This window comes from Streptacidiphilus sp. MAP12-16, from assembly GCF_041262165.1.
GTDB lineage: Bacteria > Actinomycetota > Actinomycetes > Streptomycetales > Streptomycetaceae > Streptacidiphilus.
Map to the genome: position 1 here is coordinate 29,087 of NZ_JBGCBY010000042.1, position 20,674 is coordinate 49,760.

Consider the following 20,674-nt stretch of genomic DNA (forward strand, 5'->3'; position numbering starts at 1 on the left):
TTCGTTCGTCAGAAGTCGTCACAGCGCTAGGTCGTCTTCTTCCCGCCACCCTGGCACGCACACCTGTGCGGTGCCACCGCTGGATGTGGATTCGCGGCATACAGGTGGAGGTCCGCAGCTGGGTAGGGTGGGGCCCATGCTTCGTGAGGTGCGGGCCGGCCGCTATGTGACGCCCCTTCGGGAGGGCGGCTCGCTCCCAGGACTGGTCGAGGGCGACGACGGTTCGCTCTACGTCGCCAAGTTCACCGGCGCCGCGCAGGGCCGGAAAGCGCTGGTGGCCGAGGTCGTCGCGGGAGAACTCGCCCGGCGGCTGGGTCTGCGGGTCCCGGAGCTGGTGAGCGTCGAGGTGGACCCGGTGATCGCGCTCGGCGAACCCGACGAGCGAGTGCAGGAACTGGTCAAGGCGTCCCGCGGCACCAACCTGGGCTTGGCGTTCCTGCCGCGCGCCCTGGGGTTCGACCCGCTGGGGTTCCCGGTGGAGCCGCTGCTCGCCGGTCGGGTGCTCTGGCTGGACGCGCTGATCGGCAACGTCGACCGCTCCTGGCGGAACCCCAACCTGCTGGTGCGTCAGGGCGAGCTGTGGCTGATCGACCACGGTGCGAGCCTGATCTTCCACCACAACTGGCCCCGCGCGGCGGCGTCCGTGCACAAGCCCTACGACGCGTCGGACCACGCGCTGCTGCGGTTCGCGCCGCAGCTGGCGGCGGCGGACGCGGAGCTGGCGGGCCTGGTGACCGGGGACGTGCTGAGCGAGGTGCTGGCGCTGGTACCGGACGCATGGCTGGACGGTGAGCCGGGCTTCGACTCGTCCGACGCGGTACGGGAGGCGTACGTGGCCCAGCTCGCCGAGCGGGTCTCCGGCTCGCGCGACTGGCTGCCGGAGGTGGCGGCATGAGCGGCGGGTCGCAGGCGCCGCCGGCGGCGAAGGTGGTGTACGAGTACGCCCTGGTCCGGGTCGTGCCCCGGGTGGAGCGCGGGGAGCAGATGAACGCCGGGGTGCTGGTCTACAGCCGCCAGGCGGGAGTGGTCCGCGCGGCGATCCACCTCGACGAGGCGCGGCTGCTCGCGCTGGACGCGGAGGCGGACGTGGCCGGAGTGCGCTGCGCGCTCGCGGCGGTCGCCGCCGTCTGCGCGGGCGGGGTGGAGGCGGGGCAGGCCGGCGCGGACGATCCGGGACGACGCTTCCGCTGGCTGACGGCGCCACGGAGCACGATCGTGCAGCCCGGTCCGGTGCACTGCGGGCTGACCGCCGATCCGGAGAGCGAGGCGGACCGGCTGCTGGAGCTGCTGGTGCGCTGACACCGGCGTTCCGTGGCCCCGGCCGGGTTCTTGCGGGCGCTGATAGTTGTGCACGCGCGCTATCCTGGAGGGATGACAGTACTGTCCGAGGGTGCGACCGAGGCCCGGGCCCAGGGCTGGCGGGCACTCGCCTCGCTGCACGCCAGGATCGAGGGCGAGATCGAGCGCGCACTGCAGGCGGCGCACGGTCTGAGCGTGAGCGAGTACTCCGTGCTCGACGTGCTCTCCCGTCAGGACAAGTGGCACATGCGGATGCAGCAGCTCGCCGAGGCCGTCGTGCTGAGCCAGAGCGCCACCACCCGCCTGGTCACCCGGCTGGAGGCGGACGGCCTGCTGAGCCGCCACCTCTGCGCCACCGACCGGCGCGGCATCTACACCGAGGTCACCCCGGCCGGGCTGGCCCGCCTCGCGGAGGCCGGGCCCACCCACGACGCCGCGCTGCGCCGCGCACTGATCGCCGCCGCCGACATCCCGGGGCTCGCCCCGCTGGTCCGCGCACTCGTCGCCCCGGTCGTCCCGGCCGCACACTGACACAGCCGTGCCGCGTCACCGCCGCACCCGCGGCGGTGACCTCGGACGGTGGGTCAGCTCAGCCGGACCGGGAGGCTGGACCAGCCGCCCGAGATGAACGACGCGATCGGCGTGACCTGGTCGGGCTTCGCGGCCAACTCCAGGCCGGGGAAGCGCTCGAACAGGGCCCGCAGCGCGATCTCGGCCTCCAGCCTGGCCAGGGGCGCGCCGATGCACCGGTGGACGCCGTAACCGAAGGCCAGGTGCTCGCTGATCTGCCGGCTCGGGTCGAACTCCTCCGCCCGCTCGCCGTGCTGCTCCGGGTCGCGTCCCGCGCCGGCGAAGCCCGCGAGGATCGCGTCGCCCTGACGGATCGTGGTGCCGTCGGGGAGCTCGATGTCCTCGATGGCGAACCGAAGCGGCAGGTTGGCGATCGAGGGGGCCCAGCGCAACGTCTCCTCGACCACCTGCGACCAGCTGACCTCTCCGGCGCGGACGGCCGCCAGCTGGTCCGGGTGGGTCAGCAGGGCGTGGATCGCGTTGCCGATCAGGTGGACCGTGGTCTCGAAGCCGGCGCCGATCGTCAGCAGCAGCGTGTCGCGGAGCTCCACCTCGGACAGGGTGCTGCCGTCCTCGTCACGGCTGGCGACCAGGACGCTGGTCATGTCCTCGCCCGGGGCCGCCCGCTTCGCGGCGATCAGGTCCCCCAGCACCTGGTAGATCTGTCCGAACAACTGGGCGACCTGCTCCGGTCCGGCCGAGGTGTCCATGAACATGGCGATCAGGCGCGCCACGTCGGGTCGGGCGTCCTCGCTGACCCCGAACAGCTCGCAGATCACCTGCATTGGCACCGGGTGCGCATAGGCGCTCTGCAGATCGACGACCGCGCCCGGGGTGGCGGACTGCAGAACCTCCAGCGCGTCGAGCAGCGCGCCGGAGATCTGCTCGACCTTGGGTCGCAGCGCCTCGGTCCGCCGGGCGGTGAAGGCGGGAGCGACGAGCTTGCGGAGTCTGGCGTGGTCGGTGCCGTAGGTCGACAGCATATTGGTGACGCCGACCCACATCGCCACCCAGCTGTCCTGGTACTCGCCATCGATCCAGGCCGGCCAGTGCCTGCGCGGGTCCTTGGAGACCCGGTCGTCGACCAGCAGCGTCTTGAGCAGCTGGTGGCTGGTGACCGCCCAGGCGGGGATGCCGGCCGGCAGCTCGACGAGGACCGCCGGGCCTATCGAGCGAAGGCCCTGCGCCTCGCCGTGGAGGTCGGCGCCGAGGGGGTCGAGGTGGTGGACGGGCTGCGTGACCACGGGGACGCTCCTGTTGGGTCGGGGGACAGCGGGGTGAAGCGGGCCGGGAGGCTGTGCAGGGCGCGGTGGAACGGACCGGGGCGCCACGGCAACTGCTCGCGCGGCACGGCCAGTTCAAGGTCGCCCAGATAGCTGGTCAGACGTTCGATCGCGGTGGTCGCGATCAGCAGCGCGGGCTGCTTGGCGGGGCAGGCGTGCGGGCCCGCCGCCCAGGCCAGGTGCGCGCCGCCGTCCGAGCGCGGTCCGTCGCCCAGGCCGTCGGGGGCGGTGTTCGCCGCCGCGTAGGAGACCATCACCAGCTGGTGGGCGCGGATGTAGGCGCCGTGGAAGGTGACGTCGTTGCGAGGGTAGTGCGCCGAGTAGTTGGCCATCGGCGGCTCGGTGCGCAGCACCTCGTCGATCGCGTCCCGGGCGGTGAGCGCGCCGCTGGACAGCGAGCTGTAGTAGCGCTCGTCGCACAGCATCCGGGACAGCGCGTTGGAGATCAGGTTCGTCGTCGGCTCGTTGCCCGCCCCCAGGGTCAGCACGACCTGGTGCAACACCTCCTCGACGCTCAGGTTCTCCGGGTGGTCCAGGTACCAGGAGGTGAGGTCCGCACCGCGGCGCTCCGCCTTCATGCCGATGAGCTCGGTGACATAGCTCTCGAACGCGGCTCCGGCGGCGGTGGCCTCCTCGGGACCGTTCGCCTCCAGCATCCCCGCCAGGGCGGCGACCAGCCGGGGACCGTAGGAGTCGGGCATCCCGAACAGCGTGTTGAACAGCATCAGCGGCAGCGGCCTGGCGTACTGGGTGACCAGGTCCACCGAGCCGGTCCGCCCGAACTGCTGGATCAGCGTGTCGGCCAGGCGGGCGACCTCGGCCCGCAGCAGATGCGGCTCGATCATCGAGAAGCTGTCGCTGACGACCCTGCGGTAGCGCCGGTGCAGCTCGTCGTCGTTGAACAGCACGTTGGGCCGGTACTGCAGCATCGGCAGGACCGGCGAGTCCGGGGGCACGGTCTGCTGCCACGCCCTGGGGTCCTTCGACCAGGTGACGGTGTCCCGCAGCAGCTCCAGCGCGACGTGGTAGTCCGTCACCAGCCAGGCGGCGACGCCGGGGGCGATCTCGACCGGGGCGACCGGGCCGTACTGGCGCAGCCGCGCGTACACGGCGTGCGGATTGTCGGCGAAACCTGGCCCGTACAGGGCGATCGGCTCCGCGCGGTAGCTGGACGTCATGCGGGGTCCTCGGCGTAGTGGGCGATCAGGTGGGTGACCAGGGCGATCAGCGCGTCGACGCAGGACGTCGTGTCGCGCGCGTCGCAGGCCACCAGCGGAGTGTCGGGGTGCAGGTCCAGGGCCTGGCGCAGCCGAACGACCGGGTAACTCGGGGCTCCGGGGAAGCAGTTGACCGCGACCACATAGGGCAGCCCGCGTTCCTCGATCAGTTCCATCGCCTCGAAGGAGTCCTCCAGCCGGCGCGTGTCCACCAGTACCACCGCGCCGAGCGCGCCCACCGCGATGTCGTCCCACAGCGCGCGGAAGCGCCGCTGGCCAGGCGTGCCGAACAGGTACAGCACCAGGTCGTGCGGCAGGGTGTGGCGGCCGAAGTCGAGAGCGACCGTGGTCGTCGACTTGGCCGCCGCCCCGACCAGGTCGTCGACCAGTGCCCCGGCGGAGGTCATGACCTCCTCGGTGTGCAGCGGCCTGATCTCCGACACGGACCGGACCAGGGTGGTCTTGCCGACCGCGAACGGGCCCGCGACCACGATCTTGACCGCGGTGTGGTCGGCCGGCAGGTACACCGCGTCGGTGCCGGCCGGGACCACCGAGCCGGTCATGTCAGCCGCGGACGGCGCGAAGCCCACTGAGGACCCTTTCCAGGAGCTGCCTGTCGTAACGCCCGGCAGGGGGGACGGGGGCGCGGGCCAGCAGGTGGCCGCTGTCCACGAGTTCGGAGACGAGTACCTTCACCACGCTGACCGGGAGCCGCAGGTAGGCCGCGACCTCCACCACGGTGAGCGATCCGGACTGGAGCAGCTGCGCGATCCGGTGCTGCGCCGGTCCGAGCCCTTCGGGGACGTCCCTGCTCGCGCCCGCGACGATGGTGATCCGGTCCACGGTGTTGCGGCTGGGCCGCGCCGATCCGGCGGTGGCCAGGTACGCGGGCACCAGTCGCCGCCCGGGGGAGTGTGGACCGCTCATGCTCCCGCCTCGCCACGCTCGGCAGTCGCTTCGCGATCCAGGCACCTCCCGAGGACGACCCGGCTCCGCCCGCTCATGCGGAGAGGTCTCCGGGGCGCCCGGGCAGGTCCCGGGCCGGGCTGTGCAACACCTTCTCGGCCAGCAGTGCGACCTGACGCTGCATCTCGTAGGTGACGTTGCCCATGTCCACGTCGCGGTTGGCGTAGATCGCCAGCACCGAGTGGGTACCGGCCGGGACGGCGAACACGAAGCCGTCATGGGTCTCCACGGCCACCTGGCGGATCCGCGTGGCGGAGTCCCCGCTCATTTCCACGGCGACGGCCCGCGCCGCGCTCTGCAGTGCCGAGAGCATCGCTGACGCCCCCTCACCCTCCTCCCGGGACAGGCCGGTGGAGGCACCGCGGACCATTCCGTCGGAGGTCGCCACCAGACCGTGCACGACGCCGCGCAGCTCCAGCAGCGGCGACAGCGCCCACGAGACGTCCGCGTCCGCCCGGACGCCCCCCTCGATCCTCATCACCTGCTCCTCTCGTGCTCGGAGTCCGCGGCGGCGGCGCGTCCGGACTCGGTGCCCCGCTGGAAGGCGCCCCAGATCGTGCCGCTCTCCTCGGGCGTGGTCCCGCCCGGACGGCCGGGGTCGTGCCCCGCGCTCTGGTCCTGCCCCGCCTGGTCCTGCGCCGCCTGGTCCTGCGCGGCACCCTCGACGCGCGAGAGGTCCTGGACGTGTGCGGTGTCCTGGGCGTACGCGGCCTCCTGGGCATACGCCGTGGCCGCGGGCGACGGCTCGCGGCGGCGGCGCTGCGGCAGCACCGGCTGCTGGGCCGTCCCCTCGTCCAGCCACGCCGGGGCCTGCTCGGCCGGCGGGGCGGCGCGGGGCGGCAGCGGCGCCATCGCCGACATCGGCTGGGTGGACTCGTCCATCAGCACCAGCAGACGCTCTGGCAGGAAGACCACGGCGCGCACGCCGCCGTAGGGGGCGGTCTTGTCGACGGAGACGGCGAAGCCGAACTGGCGGGCCAGGCGGCCGATCGTGGCGAAGCCGCCGCGCGGGGGATCGCCGAGCTGGGTCAGCATCACCTGTTCCCGGCTCATCATGAGCTCCGCGAAGGCGATCTCGTCGGCGTGCATCCCCACCCCGGCGTCGTCGACGACCACGCACACGCCGGAGTCGGCCTGATGCATGCTCACATCGACCAGCAGGGTTCCGTGGGAGTGGTGCACGGCGTTGGCCATCAGCTCGGCCACCACCATCGCCACCGGCTCCACCGCCCGGGAGACCACCCCGACCAGCTGGTGCAGCTGGTTGGTCACCCGGATCCTGGTGAAGTCCCGCATCCGGCCCTGCGCCCCGAGCACGATGTCGCCGAGGTGGGAGTCCGCGCGGGTCAGCCCCGGCCAGGCTCCGCAGAGGACGCCGGTGGCCTGGATGCGGCGCAGGTTGCGCTCGTTGAGCTGGTCGAGGGCGAACAGCTCCTGGGCCAGCTCGGGATCGTCCACGCGTTCCTGGAGTGCGCCGACGGCGGTCTGCATCTGGTAGCAGTGCGCCTGGATGCTGCTGGTCGCGCCGCGCATCACCGCCTGGGCGGCCTCGTCCACCCGCTGCCGCTCCTGGGTGACCGCGAGGGCGGTCTGGTCGAGGATGCTGGCGTGGTCGCCCTCGACCGCGCTGCCAGCGAACGAGGTGTGCAGCAGGCCGGGGACCGGCACATGGGCGTGCGAGAGCTGCCTGACCAGCGCGGGGAGGCGGGCGGTCACCAGGTGGCGGGTCTCACCCGCGATGGCCTGGTTCTGCGCGGCGAGTTGCTCGCTTCGGGCCAGCGCGGCGTCGCGGTCCGCGAGCGCGGAGGCGGTCTGCGCCGACAGGACGGCCACGCGGCGGCGGGCCCGGATCCACAGCGGGACGGCCAGGCATGCGGCCAGGGTGCCTGCGGCGAGTGCCCAGGTGGCCAGGTCGGAAATCGGCGTCACGGGTCGGTCCCAAGAGTCTCGACAGGGGAGGGTCAGCAGGTCGAGATACAAGGACTGAAACGGGCATGACAAATGCGAGTGCCGGGCTCGACGCCGCTGTCTCCCCCGTGCCCGGTCAGCGCCTTGCGGCAGGACCTGTATGAACCCAACCAGAGAACGCGGCCTCCGCAACAGCGCGCACAAGGGGGCGCACTTCGCGCAGATCCGCACACAGCACGCGCATGTGCACACATGGGATCGACCAAAAGCTTCATGCTCACGATCAGATCCCCCTACATTCCGTACATGAGCCGTCACTCGGACCGCCGGTCCGCCCCACCCAAGCGCCCCAACGTGCAGCTCAGCGCGCTCATCGCCGAAGCCGGGCTGTCCAACATCGCACTCGCCCGTGAGGTCGGCGCCACCGCGCTGCGGCACGGCCTGCAGGTCTCCTGCGACCACAACCACGTCCGGCGCTGGCGCTTAGGCCACGCCAGCCGCGCGGTGCCGCCGCAGTTCATCGCCGAGGCGCTGGCCGACCAGCTCGGCCGCTGCCTCTCGCTGGCCGACATCGGCATGGGAGCCTCCGGCCCGCACGTCTCGGCCCAGGGCCTCCTCGACCTCGGCACCACCCCGGACGCGATCCGCGCCGGACTCGTCGACCTGTGCCGCGACGACCTCGACCCCCGGGGCGGCGCGCAGCCGCCGAGCCCGCCGTCCGCGTTCGCCGCGGCGGTCCTCACCTGGCGGGTCCCCGGGGCGCCGCGGGCCCCGGCGAGCCCGCTCCCCGGCCACCGGGTGACCCCCGGCGACGTCGACCGGATCAGGGCCGCCGCCGCCGCGTTCGACACCGTGGAGCGCGGCAGCGGCGGCCCGAGCGCCCGCCTTCCCGCCGTGCAGTACCTGCAGGCCACGGTCGCTCCCCTGCTGGGCGCCGGCTACGACGGCGCCATCGGCAGGGGGCTGTTCGCGGCGGCGGCCCTGTGCACCCACGGTGCGGCCCGCTACAGCTTCGACGCCGGGCTGCCCGGATCGGCCGGCCGCTACGCGATCCTCGCTCTGGGGATGGCCCATCAGGGCGACGACCGCCTGCTGGGCGCCCACGTGGTGGCCACCCTGGCCGAGCAGACGCTGCTCGCCGGATCGCCGGATCTCGCCCTGACCTACATCCGCACCGCCCTCGACGCCACCGCCGTGTGCGGCGACGGCCCGCGAGCCGCCCTGCGCGCCGTCGAGGCCCGGCTGCACGAACGCCTGCCCGACGGGCACCACGAACGACGGCCCGTCGGGCACCCTGAACGCCTGCCCGACGGGCAACACGCACGACAGCGCGCGCGGGCGGGCGGCGTGGCGGCGAGCAGGTGAGACCGGTCGTGTCTCCCTCGGGGGCGCCGTCCGCCCGCTCCCACCTGGACTGTTAGGCTTGCGAAGCGTGACCGCGAAGCCGATGATCCCTGATGTCCTTGCCGCCCGATACGCCTCCACCGAGCTGACCCGACTGTGGTCTCCCGAGCACAAGGTCGTTCTCGAGCGGCAGCTCTGGCTGGCCGTCCTCAAGGCGCAGGCCGACCTGGGGATCGATGTGCCCGAGGGCGCCGTCGCCGACTACGAGCGGGTGGTCGACCAGGTCGACCTGGCCTCGATCGCCGAGCGCGAGCGGGTCACCCGCCATGACGTGAAGGCGCGGATCGAGGAGTTCAGCGCCCTCGCCGGGCACGAGCAGATCCACAAGGGCATGACCTCTCGGGACCTCACCGAGAACGTGGAGCAACTGCAGATCCGGCAGTCCCTGGAGCACGTCCGCGACCGCACCGTCGCGCTGCTGGTCCGCCTCGCCGCGCTGGCCGCCGAGCACAGCGAACTGGTCATGACCGGCCGCTCCCACAACGTGGCAGCCCAGGCCACCACCCTCGGCAAGCGCTTCGCCTCGGCCGCCGACGAGATCCTCGTCGCCTACCAGCGGCTGGAGGAGCTGATCGCCCGTTACCCGCTGCGCGGGATCAAGGGCCCGGTCGGCACTGCCCAGGACATGCTCGACCTGCTCAGCGGGGACCAGGACAAGCTGGCCGAGCTGGAGCGCCGGGTCGCCGGGCACCTCGGCTTCCAGCAGGTCTTCACCAGCGTCGGCCAGGTCTACCCGCGCTCCCTCGACTACGACGTGCTGTCCGCCCTGGTCCAGCTCGCCGCCGGGCCCAGCAGCCTCGCCAAGACGATCCGGCTGATGGCCGGGATCGAACTGGTCACCGAGGGCTTCAAGGAGGGCCAGGTCGGCTCCTCCGCGATGCCGCACAAGATGAACACGCGCTCCTGCGAGCGGGTCAACGGTCTCGCGGTGATCCTGCGCGGCTACGCGTCCATGGTGTCCGAGCTCGGCGGCGACCAGTGGAACGAGGGCGACGTGTCCTGCTCCGTGGTCCGCCGGGTCGCGCTCCCCGACGCCTTCTTCGCCTTCGACGGCCTGCTGGAGACCTTCCTCACCGTCCTCGACGAGTTCGGCGCCTTCCCCGCCGTCATCGCCGCCGAGCTCGACCGCTACCTGCCGTTCCTCGGCAGCACCAAGGTGCTGATGGCCGCGATCCGCGCCGGTGTCGGCCGGGAGACCGCGCACGAGGCCATCAAGGAGCACGCGGTCGCCTCCGCTCTTGCCATGCGGGCCGGGGTGCGGGAGAACCAGCTGATCCAGCGCCTCGCCGACGACGAGCGCATCCCGCTGACCCGCGCTGAGCTGGACGCGCTGCTCGCGGACAAGCTGTCCTTCACCGGCGCGGCGGCGAGCCAGGTCGCCGAGGTCGTCCGCCGGGTCGAGGCCGTCGCGGCCCAGCACCCAGAGGCGGCCAAGTACACGCCGGGCGCCATTCTCTGACGCTTTGGTCCTATGAGACCGTGACGGCGCGTCGGGGGAGGACCTCGACGCGCCGTCCGCGCATCCCCGCTCGTCGTCGGTCAGCGTGCCGCGATGCGCGGGAACACCGCGTCGTCGAGGAACAGACCCACCGCGACAGCCACCGGGATCGCGATCAGTGCCCCGATCACTCCCATCAGCGCGCCGCCCGCCACCACGGCGAGGATCGTGACCAGCGGGTGCACCTCGACGGCGAACTTCATCGCGCGCGGCACGATGAGGTAGTCCTCGGCGAGGCGGAACACGACGTAGAAGACCGCGGTGGCGATGGCCACCGGCAGCGACACCACAAGCGCGACCAGGGCGACGACGACACCGCCGATGGTGGAACCGACCAACGGGATGAGGTCCATCACGCCGACGAAGACACCGAGCGCGGCCGGGTAGGGAACACCCCAGATCTGACACCAGATCAGGGTCGCCAGGCCCGCGATCACCGAGGTGGCGACGTTGGCGAGCATGTAGCGGCCGGTCCGCAGCAGCACCTCGTCGGTCATGGCCTCGGCCCGGTCCCGGCGGCTCCCGGCGACGAACCGCAGGCAGAAGCGCTTGAGCGTGGGCAGCCCCGCCAGGAAGTACATGGTCAGCGTGCTCACCAGGACCAGCCCGGTCACCGTGCTGACCAGCAGCTGCCCCGCGCCGAGGAGCCCGTTCACGACGGTTCCGGCGCCGCTGCCGCCCAACTGCTGCTTGGCCTTGGCGATCAGGTGGTAGCGGTCCTCCAGCCTGCCCAGGGCGGAGTGGTGGTCGTGGAGTTGCTGCAGCCAGGTGGGGATGCTCTTCACCAGCGCGTTGACCTCGCTGGTCACCGGCGGGATGAACAGGGAGAACAGCGCCGCCAGGGCGACGACCAGGCCGATGATCACGCCGGTGACCGCCCAGCGCCGCGCCACGCCGCGCGCCGTCAGCCACGCGACGACCGGCTCCACGCTGACCGCGATGACCAGTGAGAGCAGCATGAGCATCAGCACGCTCTCGATCTGCAGCACGGCCTGCACCAGCAGATACGCGACCACCGCGCCGAGGCCGAGCCGGAAACCGATGATGACCCAGGACCGTCCGCCCTGGATCGGACCCGGCTCCGCCTCCGGTCGCGGGCCGGGAATCTGCGGCGGCGCGGCCTCTCGGCTCTCCGTTGTCACCGGGGCTTCCTCCAAATGGTGTGTCTGCGCAGCGCACGGGCGGGTACCCCGTGGGAGCCTAGCCCGCATCCGGCCTCCGTCCGATCCGAACGGCGCATGCACACGTCGACACTTCCGCCGTACGCTCGCAGGGCCGGCTCCGGCGGGTGCCGCTGTCGCGACCGTCAGTCGATCAAGACCGCATCCCGGGGCGCTCGGCGTCGTTGGTCCTGGTGGCGCACATGGCGGCCGTCCGGACCGAGGGAGCACGCGATGCCGACCACGACCATGAGGACCCTCCTTCCGGAGGAAGGGCTCACGCTCGATCTGCACCTGCCGTCAGGGCGGCTGCCCGCCCCGGGCGATCACCCTGACCGGGCCGCGCTGCGGCGGGATCACGACGCCTGGTTCCGGGCGCGAACGGCGCAGGTCGGCCTGGACGCGGAGCGGCGGCTGTTCGAGGAGTGCGAGGGCGTCAGCCTGATGTGCCGGGTGCTGCCGACCGCGGACACGCAGCGCCTCCTCGGCATCTGCCTCGCCTCGTCCGTCCTCTTCCTGCTCGACGACGTCACCGACGGCGACTCCACTGAGACCTCGCACGCCGACCGCTACCTCGCCGTGCTCGGCGGGGCCTCCGCCGACGGCGGTTCGGCGCACCTGCGGCTGCTCGGCGAGACCCTGGCCCGGGTGAGGGAGGGTGTGTCGCCGCGCCTGTGGGCCCGCTTCGTCTCGGGCTTCTCCGAAGTGATCACCACCGCTGCCGCCAAGTCCCGGTCCGCAGTCCCCGACTACGCCGGGTACTTCGCGGTGCGCCGCGCCGACTCTGCCTTCGACCTCGTCGGCATCGCGATCGAACACGGGCTGGGCCTGGAGCTCGATCTCGACCCGGTGCATCTCGGCGCCTTCCTCGACGCCTGCGTCGAGCACGCCATCCTCGTCAACGACCTGCTCTCCTATCGCAAGGAGTACGTGGCCGACGAGCCGATGAACGCGCTGAGCGTGCTCTGCCGTACCGAGGGCCGCGACCTCCAGGACGCGGTGGACGCGCTGTGCCGCCGACTCGCGGCCGCAGAGGACGCGTTCTTCGCGGAGTCGACGGCGCTGATCGGCGCGCACGGCCGGCGGCATCCGGCGCTGCGCCCGTACCTCGACGCCTGGGCCCTGATGCTGAGCGGCAACCTCGCCTGGTCCCTGGCCTGCCCCCGCTACCACGGCCGGGACGGCGGCTGGGAACGGGACGTGCTGCCCGGCCGGATGGTGCTCCATCCGGACCGCACGGTCTTCCACGCCACGTCGCGCTGATCACCACCGCTCACTCGCCGCTCCCTCGCCACGCCGCTCAGTCGAGTCCGGTGGTCCGCAGGGTGATGTTCAGCCGACCCCGGGGGAGCCCGATCGCGGGGTCACCCGTGCCGGGACGCACCCGGGGCACCCCGTGGTAGGCCAGCCGCGAAGCACCGCCGAAGACGAACAGGTCTCCGGACGCCAGTTCCACGTCGGTGTAGGGCCTGCCCCGGTTCTCCGTGTTCCCGAACCGGAAGACGCAGCTGTCGCCCAGGCTCAGCGACACCACGGGCGCGAGCGAGCGCTCGTCCTTGTCCTGGTGCAGCCCCATGTGGGCGGCGTCGTCGTAGAAGTTGACCAGCGCCGCGTCCGGCGCGTAGGCATCACCCGCCGCACGGTCCTGGTATGCGTCGGTGACGGCTCGCCGCCCCAGCTCCGCCAGCCAGGCGGGCAACTCCGCGACCTGCCCGCCGCCGGCGTCGACCGCGGTGCGGGTGTACCGGTACGGGCTCCAGTGCCAGCCGAGGCAGACGGTACGTACCGACATGTGCTTTCCGTCCGGCATCCTCGTCGCCCGCATCGGCACGGGCGCGACGGCCCAACCCCGGCAGGCGGCAACCAGCTCCCGCTGCTGGTCGAGGTCCAGCCAGCCGGGGACATGGACCGCCCCTGGGGCGACCTGCCGTAGAGGCAACGGGAAGAGCGCGGACATGCTGTCCATTGTCGCGCCCGGCGGGTCGGGCTCAGCGCCCTTGGAGCCGCTCCAGGTCGCGCCGCTCGCGCTTGGTTGGCCGGCCCGCGCCCCGGTCGCGGTGGGCGACCAGCGCGGCCTCCTCGCGCGGTGGGCGCGGCGGGCTGTTGTCGACGAAGCACTCGGCGGCGACGGGCGCGCCGACCCGCTTGCGCACGATCCGGGAGACGACGACGATCCGCTCGTACCCGGCCTCGCGCAGCCGCACCTCGTCCCCGAGCCGCACGGCCTGCGCCGGTTTCACCCGCTCTCCGTTGACCCGCACATGACCAGCCCGGCAGGCAGCGGCGGCCAGCGAACGCGTCTTGGTCAGCCGCACCGACCAGATCCAGCTGTCGACCCGCACGGTCCCCTCGTCTGAAGCCATACCAAGACCCTAGAGGAAGACCGTGCGAGCACCCCGAGTCAGCTCGGGTGGCCGGTGGGGATCAGTCCAGGTAGTCGCGCAGCACCTGGGAGCGGGAGGGGTGGCGCAGCTTGGACATGGTCTTGGACTCGATCTGGCGGATCCGCTCGCGGGTCACCCCGTAGACCTTGCCGATCTCGTCCAGGGTCTTCGGCTGACCGTCCGTCAGGCCGAAGCGCATCGAGACCACGCCCGCCTCGCGCGGGGCGAGGGTGTCCAGCACCGAGTGCAGTTGCTCCTGGAGCAGGGTGAAGCTGACCGCGTCGGCCGGCACGACGGCCTCGGAGTCCTCGATGAGGTCACCGAACTCGCTGTCGCCCTCCTCGCCGAGGGGGGTGTGCAGGGAGATGGGCTCGCGGCCGTACTTCTGGACCTCGACGACCTTGGCCGGGGTCATGTCGAGCTCCTTGGCGAGCTCCTCCGGGGTGGCCTCGCGCCCGAGCTGCTGCAGCAGCTGGCGCTGCACCCGGGCGAGCTTGTTGATGACCTCCACCATGTGCACCGGGATGCGGATGGTGCGGGCCTGGTCCGCCATGGCGCGGGTGATCGCCTGGCGGATCCACCAGGTGGCGTACGTGGAGAACTTGAATCCCTTGGTGTAGTCGAACTTCTCGACCGCACGGATAAGTCCGACATTCCCCTCCTGGATCAGGTCCAGGAACAGCATTCCGCGCCCGGTGTAGCGCTTGGCGATCGAGACCACCAGGCGGAGGTTGGCCTCCAGCAGGTGGTTCTTGGCGCGGCGGCCGTCCTCGATGAGGATCTCCAGCTCGCGCCGGAAGGCCGGCGCCAGGTCGCCCGCGTTCTCACCCTCGACCATGTCCAGGGCCAGCAGGCCGGCCTCGACGCGCTTGGCGAGCACCACCTCCTGCTCGGCGTTGAGCAGCGGAACCTTGCCGATCAGCTTCAGGTAGTCCTTGACCGGGTCGGAGGTCGCACCGGCGACCGTGACCAGTTGCGCCGGGGCGTCGTCCTCGTCCTCGTCGGAGAGCGTGAAGGACTCCGGCTCGGGCTTGTCCGGTTCGTCGAGCTTTTCGTCGATCGCCGGGGTCTCGTTTGACGGAGAGTCGGCTTCGGACCCATTCCGAACGGCCTTCTCTGCAGCGTCGGTTGCTTTCTTGACAGTGTCCCCCCGCCTCACTACTGTTTTTTTGACAGAATGGACGTCGGCGTCTCTCGCAACGCTTTCTCGGGCCTGCTTGGATGCTTTGGCGGTAGTCACCATCAGCGTTCACGCCTCCCTCTTCAAGGACCTGGTTGAGGCTGCGCACGACACGCATCCGGCGGGCTGTCGAGAGGGCGAATGACCCGTTCGGGTCGAATCGGCTGCGCGACAACACCTGTGGGTTTATCGTGAGCCCCCGCAATTCGTTACGCCTGCAATTGAGTGACCTGGGACACAGTCGCGTGAGGCATTGCTCCGCCGGGCGCAGGCCCTTTGGTGCGCACGCGACCTGTCCCTTTTTGACAGGATATGTCACCGAGGCTCCGGATGTCGGCGGGCGGCGGAGGAGTGACCTACGCCCCAGTAGGGCGATTTGTCCGCCTTGCAAACTTAGGTAAGGCTTCCCTAAGTTAGATCTTATGACGACCTCACCTTCCTCGTCCCCTGTCACCATGCCCACTGCCCGGCCGTCGACGGATCACACCCCCGCTCCGCCGCACCGGGGCCGCACGCTCCTGCTGCTGCTCGCGGTCACGGCCCTCTGGTGCCTGGCCGTCCTCGGCTCGACCGCCATCGACCCGGACCGGATGGTCCGTCACTTCTTTAAGTTCGTCCACATCATGGCCCTGGTCCTGGGCTTCGGCGCGGTCCTCGCCGTCGACACCTGCGGGATCGCGGCGCTCTTTGGCCGGCGCAGTCCGGCATTCGCCACCAGGGTCGCCGCGACCGTGGACCCGGCGATCTGGGCGGGGTACGTCGTCATCACGCTCTCGGGGTTGATGCTCAGCCCCCACCTCACGTCCGTCCCCATGTGGATCAAGCTCGTCGCGGCGCTTCTGGCCGGCTGGAACGGCGTGCTCGCACGCGGCACGATGCGGGCCCTGCTGGCCACCCCTCGCGACACGACCCTCGCCGCCGTTCCACGGTCCCTCACGGTCCGGGTCCTCGGCCACGCGGTGCTCTCCCAGGCGGCCTGGTGGACCGCGGCGATCATCGGCTACTTCTGGGGCTGAGGCGGGTGAGGCCGGTCTCCATCCGGGGGTGGAGCCGTATCCCGCGGCGCAGCCGCGGCTCCACCGGGATCCCCACCCGGTGACCGATCCGCCCCGGCTGGAGGATCGGCAGTCTGGGGCCCATGAGCGTAACCGAGTACCTCCTCAACGCAGTCCTCGTCCTTCTCGTCGTCCGGCAGATCCGCGGGTCGCGGCTGGACCTGGTGAATCTGGTGCTGCCGCTGGCGATCACCGGCTTCGTGGGATTCCAGTACCTGCGCGACATCCCGACCGCCGGCAACGACCTGGTTCTCATCGGTCTGCTCACCTCGGTGGGCGTGCTCCTCGGTGCGGCGGCCGCCGCGACCACGCGGCTGACCTTCGACAAGGACGGCGTGCCGTTCGCCAGGGCGGGAGTGGTGGCCGCCGCACTGTGGGTGCTGGGCATCGGCTTCCGGATGGCCTTCGCCTACGCGTCGACGCACGGCGCCGGGCCGTCCATCGGGCGGTTCAGCGCCCGGCACGCCATCACCGGCGGCCAGGCCTGGGTCGCCGCACTCGTCCTGATGGCGCTCGGCGAGGTGGTCACCCGTCTGGTCGTCCTCCGGGTCCGCGGCCACCGCCTCGCGTCGGGCTCTCGGCGCACCGGCCTCAGCGCGGCCTGAGCGCGGTCTGAGCCGCCGGGGCCGATCAATATAACAGCGCTGTTGCATTAGGGTGGAGGCTCAGCGCTTCGACATTCGCCAGGGGCATGGAGATGGCTGAGCTCTACCCGCAGATCGAACCGTACGACCACGGCGTGCTCGACGTCGGCGAGGGCAACCTCGTGTACTGGGACTCGTGTACTGGGAGGTGTGCGGCAACCCGGACAGCAAGCCCGCCGTGGTTCTGCACGGCGACCCGGGCTCGGGCTGCACACCGGGAACCCGGCGGTACTTTGACCTCGACGCCTACCAGATCGTCCTGTTCGACCAGCGCAACTGCGGCCGCTGGCCGGGGTCCACCGCGTCGCGGGACTGTCAGTGGCGGCTGCGAGGATGCCGATCGTGGACAACACTTCTGCTGCCATCGCCGCATATTGGGACGCCGCCGCGTCGTCCTTCGACGACGCACCCGATCACGGGCTGAAGGCGGAGCACACCCGCCTGGCGTGGGCCCGGCTGCTGGGCTCCTGGCTGCCGCCCGAGCCGGTCGACCTGCTCGACGTCGGTTGCGGCACCGGGTCGCTGTCGCTGCTGCTGGCTGAGTCCGGCCACCGCGTGACGGGCGTCGACCTGTCCCCGCGCATGATCGGGCAGGCCCGCGAGAAGCTGGCGGGCGCGGACCTTCCGGCTCGCTTCCTGGTCGGTGACGCGGCGTCACCGCCGACCGGCTCGGAGCGCTTCGACGTCGTGCTGTCGCGGCATCTGGTCTGGACGCTGCCCGACCCGGAGGCTGCGCTGCGCGAATGGGTCGGCCTCCTCCGCCCGGGCGGTCGGCTGGTGCTGGTCGAAGGACGGTGGCGTGAGTCGGGCCAGAGCGGTGAGCCGTATGTCGCCGGCGCCGAGCGATTGCCGTGGAACGGCGGAATCGGCGCCGCAGCCCTGTCGGCGGCGATACGGTCGCTGGTGGCCGACGTTCGGGTCGAGCCGCTCAGCGGCGATCCGGCGCTGTGGGGCGGCCCGGTCAGCGACGAGCGGTATGCCCTCATCGGGCGGATCTGAGTCGCCCCGGGGGCCCCTCCGACATGCGACCCGGAGACTACCCTCGCTCCGTGACCGCTGTCTGGGAGCCCACGATGCCGGGTGTGCTGCGTCTGCCCTCGGGCCGACTCGTGCGCGGCCGCGGACTGAGCCGACCTCTCCCCGCAGCGCCGGTGCCCGCCTTCGCGTTGTACCTGCTGGGTCACGAACCGCCACCCGTCCCCTGGGAGGCTCGCTGGCTTCGCTGGCCGGACTTCTGGCTGCCGTCCGACCGCACGGAAGCGGGGGCCGCCCTGCGCGAGGCCTGGCTGCGCGCCGAGACCGAACGGGTCGAGATCGCCTGCGCCGGAGGATCCGGACGAACCGGCACGGCACTGGCCTGCCTCGCCGTACTGGACGGCGTGCCCAACCGCGACGCGGTCGCCTACGTCCGAAAGCACTACGCGCCACGCGCCGTGGAGACCCCCTGGCAACGCCGCTTCGTCGCCCGCTTCGACGAGCCGTCCCCTACTTCCCCGCGCAGTCCGCGCGGTCCGTGCCGGTCCGGGTCAGCGGTAGGCGGCGGTGGCGGCCAGGAGCGGCGCGACGCGGAGGGTGACTCCGGTGCCGGTGGTGACGGCGGTGCCGGCGGCGGGTAGTTGGCCGCAGACTCGGTGGGCCGGGACTCCGGGCGAGGTGCAACCGCCGACCACGACGGTCTGGATGTGGAGTCCGGCGGCGCGGGCGTCGAGACGGGCCTGGGCGAGGGTCTTTCCGGTGAGGTCGGGGCTGGGGACGGTGTGCGCCGCGGCGGGTGAGCCGGCGACCGCGTAGGCGCCGGCGGCGGTGACCACGACCGCGCAGGCGGCCAGCGCCAGGACCGCCCGCTTGGCGGGCGACCCGCGGCGGGCGGGTGCTGGGCGCGCCGCAGCGGCGGGCTGGGCGGGCGGTCGGGCGGCGGGTCCGGTCGCCACGAGTGTCGGTGTCGGTGTCCGAGTCGCTGCGGGGGTTGCGCGTGCCGCCGGTACGGCGGCGACGAGCGAGGTGAGGGTTCGGTCGAGGGCGGTCCGCATCTCGGCGGCGCTGCGGAAGCGCTGGTCGCGGTCCTTCGCCAGCGCGCGCAGCACCAGGTCGTCGCAGGCGCGCGAGAGGGCGGGGGCGTGGGTGGACGGCGGTTCCGGCGGCGTCTGCAGTTGGTGCCAGGCGACCTCCAGCGGGGTGTCGCCCTGGAACGGCGGCCGACCGGTCAGCAGTTCGTAGAGCAGGCAGCCGACCGAGTAGAGGTCGGCACGCGCGTCGACGGTCTCGCCGCGTGCCTGCTCGGGGGAGAGGTATTCCGCGGTGCCGATGACCATGGAGCCGTGGGTCAGGGTCATTCCGGACATGCCCAGTGGACGGGCGATGCCGAGGTCCATGACCTTCACCTGGCCGTCGGCGGTCAGCATCACGTTGGCCGGTTTGATGTCGCGGTGCACGATGCCGTGCGCGTGGGCGTAGGACAGGGCGTCCAGCACACCGTCCGTCAGTTCCAGCGCCCGTTGCGGGGTCGGGCGCTGTCCCTCCCGCAGCAGGTCGGCGAGCGTGGAACCGGGGACGTACTCCATCACCAGGTACGGCAGCAGTGCCCCGCTCGCCACGTCCTCGCCGCTGTCGTAGACGGTGACGATCGACGTGTGGTTGAGGGAGGCCGCGGACAGGGCCTCGCGACGGAACCGTGCCAGGTAGGTGGGGTCGACGGCCAGGTCGGGGCGGAGGACCTTGACCGCCACCAGGCGGTCGAGGCGCAGGTCCCGGGCGAGGTGCACCTCGGCCATGCCCCCGCGCCCCAGCAGCCCGGTCACGACGTAACGCCCGCCCAGCTCTCGATCCGCGTTCATCGCCACCCTTGCCTGTTCCATGCCGGAGACCCGACGACCGGAGAGACCCGACGACCGGAAACCCGACGAGCCGGGCACACCGTATGAAGCCTTCATGTGGGAATCATGTGGGGCTTCCCACCAAAGACGCTCGTCCTCCTCCGGGTCTCCCAGGACACCTGAGCGGGCCAACGTCTGGCGAAGGCTTGCCCGCGACAAGCAAACTTGACGTGAACATTACTTACTGTCTCTGTTCGTGGACAGCCTAGGCGCCAACCATGGATGCGTACTGAACCACCCATCCCTACAAGGGAGATGCTGTGCGCATCAAGAGGTTCCTCTCCACCGCCGCGGTACTTGGCTGCCTGGCCGGACTCGGCACAGCGGTGGCGCCCGTCGCGAGCGCGGCCACCACAGTGCCCCGCCCCGACCACACGCTCGTCGTGATCATGGAGAACCACTCCTACTCCAGCATCATCGGCGACACCACGGACGCCCCCTACATCAACTCCCTGGCCCAGCAGGGCGCGAACTTCACGAACTCCTTCGCCGTCACCCATCCGAGCGAGCCCAACTACCTGGCTCTGTTCTCCGGCTCCACCCAGGGTCTGAGCAGCGACAGTTGCCCGCACACCTTCACCGGCGGCAGCCTCGGCGCCGAGGCCCTCTCCGCGGGCCTCGGGTTCACCGGCTACTCCGAGTCGATGCCCTCGCAGGGCTACACCGGCTGCACCAGCGGCGAGTACGCCCGGAAGCACAACCCGTGGGTGAACTTCAGCGCCATACCCTCAGCGGACAACAAGACCTACGCCCAGTTCCCCACCGACTACAGCACTCTGCCGACGCTGTCCTTCGTCGTCCCCAACCTGATCAACGACATGCACGACGGCACCATCGCCCAGGGCGACACCTGGCTCCAGAGCAACATCGACGGCTACGCCCAGTGGGCCAAGGCTCACAACAGCCTGCTCGTGGTCACCTGGGACGAGGACGACAGCAGCGGCAGCAACCAGGTCCCCACGATCTTCGTCGGCGCCGGGGTCAAGGCCGGGAACTACAGCGAGCAGATCAACCACTACTCGGTGCTGCGCACGGTCGAGGACGCCTACGGCCTCGGCCGTCTCGGCGCCAGCGCCTCGGCGACCCCGATCACCGACATCTGGTCCACCAGCGGGACCGGCGGCGTCGCGCTGTCGACCCCGGCCAACCAGAGCGGCACGGTGGGTACGGCCGCTTCGTTGCAGCTGAGTGCGACCGACACGGCGGGTGGGACGCTCAGTTACGGCGCGTCGG

Annotated in this window: 20 protein-coding genes and 3 pseudogenes; 12 read left to right on the forward strand and 11 right to left on the reverse strand. The window is 71.5% G+C overall.

The annotated features are described in order from the left end of the window. Positions 1 to 136 precede the first annotated feature (136 nt). The 3 genes from ABIA33_RS35500 (at position 137) to ABIA33_RS35510 (ending at position 1,830) form a co-directional block, all read left to right on the forward strand. Complete coding sequence (locus ABIA33_RS35500; RefSeq protein ID WP_370087832.1) at positions 137 to 895, forward strand: HipA family kinase; 759 nt, start codon at positions 137 to 139, stop codon at positions 893 to 895. Then, complete coding sequence (locus tag ABIA33_RS35505; protein ID WP_370087834.1) at positions 892 to 1,299, forward strand: DUF3037 domain-containing protein; 408 nt, start codon at positions 892 to 894, stop codon at positions 1,297 to 1,299. Before ABIA33_RS35500 ends, ABIA33_RS35505 begins: the two co-directional genes overlap by 4 nt. A gap of 72 nt (positions 1,300 to 1,371) precedes the next feature. Continuing rightward, positions 1,372 to 1,830 (forward strand): MarR family winged helix-turn-helix transcriptional regulator, encoded by a 459-nt coding sequence (locus ABIA33_RS35510; protein ID WP_370087836.1) that lies wholly within the window; start codon positions 1,372 to 1,374, stop codon positions 1,828 to 1,830. 53 nt (positions 1,831 to 1,883) lie between these two features. Here ABIA33_RS35510 and ABIA33_RS35515 read toward each other — a convergent pair whose 3' ends face one another. The 6 genes from ABIA33_RS35515 to ABIA33_RS35540 form a co-directional block, all read right to left on the reverse strand. Next, on the reverse strand, positions 1,884 to 3,113 hold the full coding sequence (locus tag ABIA33_RS35515) for a cytochrome P450 (protein WP_370087838.1): 1,230 nt from the start codon (positions 3,111 to 3,113) through the stop codon (positions 1,884 to 1,886). Then, the gene (locus ABIA33_RS35520) at positions 3,035 to 4,330 is read right to left on the reverse strand and encodes a cytochrome P450 (protein ID WP_370087840.1); all 1,296 of its coding nucleotides are present in this window, start codon (positions 4,328 to 4,330) and stop codon (positions 3,035 to 3,037) included. Before ABIA33_RS35520 ends, ABIA33_RS35515 begins: the two co-directional genes overlap by 79 nt. Beyond that, positions 4,327 to 4,932, reverse strand: coding sequence for an ATP/GTP-binding protein (locus ABIA33_RS35525; RefSeq protein ID WP_370087842.1), 606 nt, complete (start codon positions 4,930 to 4,932; stop codon positions 4,327 to 4,329). Before ABIA33_RS35525 ends, ABIA33_RS35520 begins: the two co-directional genes overlap by 4 nt. A 1-nt stretch (position 4,933) precedes the next feature. After that, positions 4,934 to 5,296, reverse strand: a complete 363-nt coding sequence (locus ABIA33_RS35530; RefSeq protein ID WP_370087844.1) for a DUF742 domain-containing protein — start codon at positions 5,294 to 5,296, stop codon at positions 4,934 to 4,936. 73 nt (positions 5,297 to 5,369) lie between these two features. Next, positions 5,370 to 5,813, reverse strand: coding sequence for a roadblock/LC7 domain-containing protein (locus tag ABIA33_RS35535; RefSeq protein WP_370087846.1), 444 nt, complete (start codon positions 5,811 to 5,813; stop codon positions 5,370 to 5,372). Further along, entirely contained in the window at positions 5,813 to 7,264 is a 1,452-nt protein-coding gene (locus ABIA33_RS35540; protein WP_370087848.1) for an ATP-binding protein, read from the reverse strand. Before ABIA33_RS35540 ends, ABIA33_RS35535 begins: the two co-directional genes overlap by 1 nt. Before the next feature lie 285 nt (positions 7,265 to 7,549). Between ABIA33_RS35540 and ABIA33_RS35545 the strand changes: the two genes are divergently transcribed. Together ABIA33_RS35545 and purB are read left to right on the forward strand one after the other, a co-directional pair. After that, positions 7,550 to 8,608: a hypothetical protein gene (locus ABIA33_RS35545; RefSeq protein ID WP_370087850.1), complete on the forward strand. Its 1,059-nt coding sequence runs from the start codon at positions 7,550 to 7,552 to the stop codon at positions 8,606 to 8,608. A gap of 67 nt (positions 8,609 to 8,675) precedes the next feature. Next, a complete protein-coding gene (gene purB / locus ABIA33_RS35550) occupies positions 8,676 to 10,106 on the forward strand; it encodes an adenylosuccinate lyase (protein ID WP_370087852.1) in 1,431 nt (476 codons plus the stop codon). A gap of 80 nt (positions 10,107 to 10,186) precedes the next feature. Here the strand turns inward: purB and ABIA33_RS35555 are convergent, their stop codons facing one another. Next, a complete protein-coding gene (locus ABIA33_RS35555; RefSeq protein ID WP_370087854.1) occupies positions 10,187 to 11,287 on the reverse strand; it encodes an AI-2E family transporter in 1,101 nt (366 codons plus the stop codon). Positions 11,288 to 11,539: 252 nt separating this feature from the next. Between ABIA33_RS35555 and ABIA33_RS35560 the strand changes: the two genes are divergently transcribed. After that, complete coding sequence (locus ABIA33_RS35560) at positions 11,540 to 12,568, forward strand: hypothetical protein (RefSeq protein ID WP_370087856.1); 1,029 nt, start codon at positions 11,540 to 11,542, stop codon at positions 12,566 to 12,568. Between the two features lie 37 nt (positions 12,569 to 12,605). On the opposite strand, the gene ABIA33_RS35565 is transcribed toward ABIA33_RS35560, so the two are convergent. The 3 genes and pseudogenes from ABIA33_RS35565 to ABIA33_RS35575 form a co-directional block, all read right to left on the reverse strand. Next, on the reverse strand, positions 12,606 to 13,262 hold the full coding sequence (locus ABIA33_RS35565; protein WP_370087858.1) for an alpha-ketoglutarate-dependent dioxygenase AlkB: 657 nt from the start codon (positions 13,260 to 13,262) through the stop codon (positions 12,606 to 12,608). Between the two features lie 31 nt (positions 13,263 to 13,293). Further along, the gene (locus ABIA33_RS35570; RefSeq protein ID WP_370087860.1) at positions 13,294 to 13,668 is read right to left on the reverse strand and encodes an RNA-binding S4 domain-containing protein; all 375 of its coding nucleotides are present in this window, start codon (positions 13,666 to 13,668) and stop codon (positions 13,294 to 13,296) included. Positions 13,669 to 13,729: 61 nt separating this feature from the next. Beyond that, a pseudogene (locus ABIA33_RS35575) lies at positions 13,730 to 14,981 on the reverse strand (RNA polymerase sigma factor); the annotation flags it as partial. 343 nt (positions 14,982 to 15,324) lie between these two features. On the opposite strand from ABIA33_RS35575, the gene ABIA33_RS35580 reads away from it, so the two are divergent. From ABIA33_RS35580 to ABIA33_RS35600, 5 genes and pseudogenes are all read left to right on the forward strand, one after another. Beyond that, complete coding sequence (locus ABIA33_RS35580) at positions 15,325 to 15,885, forward strand: hypothetical protein (RefSeq protein WP_370087862.1); 561 nt, start codon at positions 15,325 to 15,327, stop codon at positions 15,883 to 15,885. 122 nt (positions 15,886 to 16,007) lie between these two features. Beyond that, positions 16,008 to 16,529: a hypothetical protein gene (locus tag ABIA33_RS35585; RefSeq protein ID WP_370087864.1), complete on the forward strand. Its 522-nt coding sequence runs from the start codon at positions 16,008 to 16,010 to the stop codon at positions 16,527 to 16,529. Between the two features lie 92 nt (positions 16,530 to 16,621). Continuing rightward, a pseudogene (locus tag ABIA33_RS35590) lies at positions 16,622 to 16,854 on the forward strand (prolyl aminopeptidase); the annotation flags it as partial. A 47-nt stretch (positions 16,855 to 16,901) separates the two neighbouring features. Further along, a complete protein-coding gene (locus tag ABIA33_RS35595) occupies positions 16,902 to 17,567 on the forward strand; it encodes a class I SAM-dependent methyltransferase (RefSeq protein WP_370087867.1) in 666 nt (221 codons plus the stop codon). A gap of 23 nt (positions 17,568 to 17,590) precedes the next feature. Next, positions 17,591 to 18,040: pseudogene (locus ABIA33_RS35600) on the forward strand (protein phosphatase); the annotation flags it as partial. A 54-nt stretch (positions 18,041 to 18,094) separates the two neighbouring features. Here the strand turns inward: ABIA33_RS35600 and ABIA33_RS35605 are convergent. Continuing rightward, a complete protein-coding gene (locus ABIA33_RS35605; RefSeq protein ID WP_370087869.1) occupies positions 18,095 to 19,498 on the reverse strand; it encodes a protein kinase in 1,404 nt (467 codons plus the stop codon). Positions 19,499 to 19,701: 203 nt separating this feature from the next. On the opposite strand from ABIA33_RS35605, the gene ABIA33_RS35610 reads away from it, so the two are divergent. Then, positions 19,702 to 20,674: alkaline phosphatase family protein (locus ABIA33_RS35610; protein ID WP_370087871.1), on the forward strand; the 973-nt coding region annotated here is incomplete at its 3' end.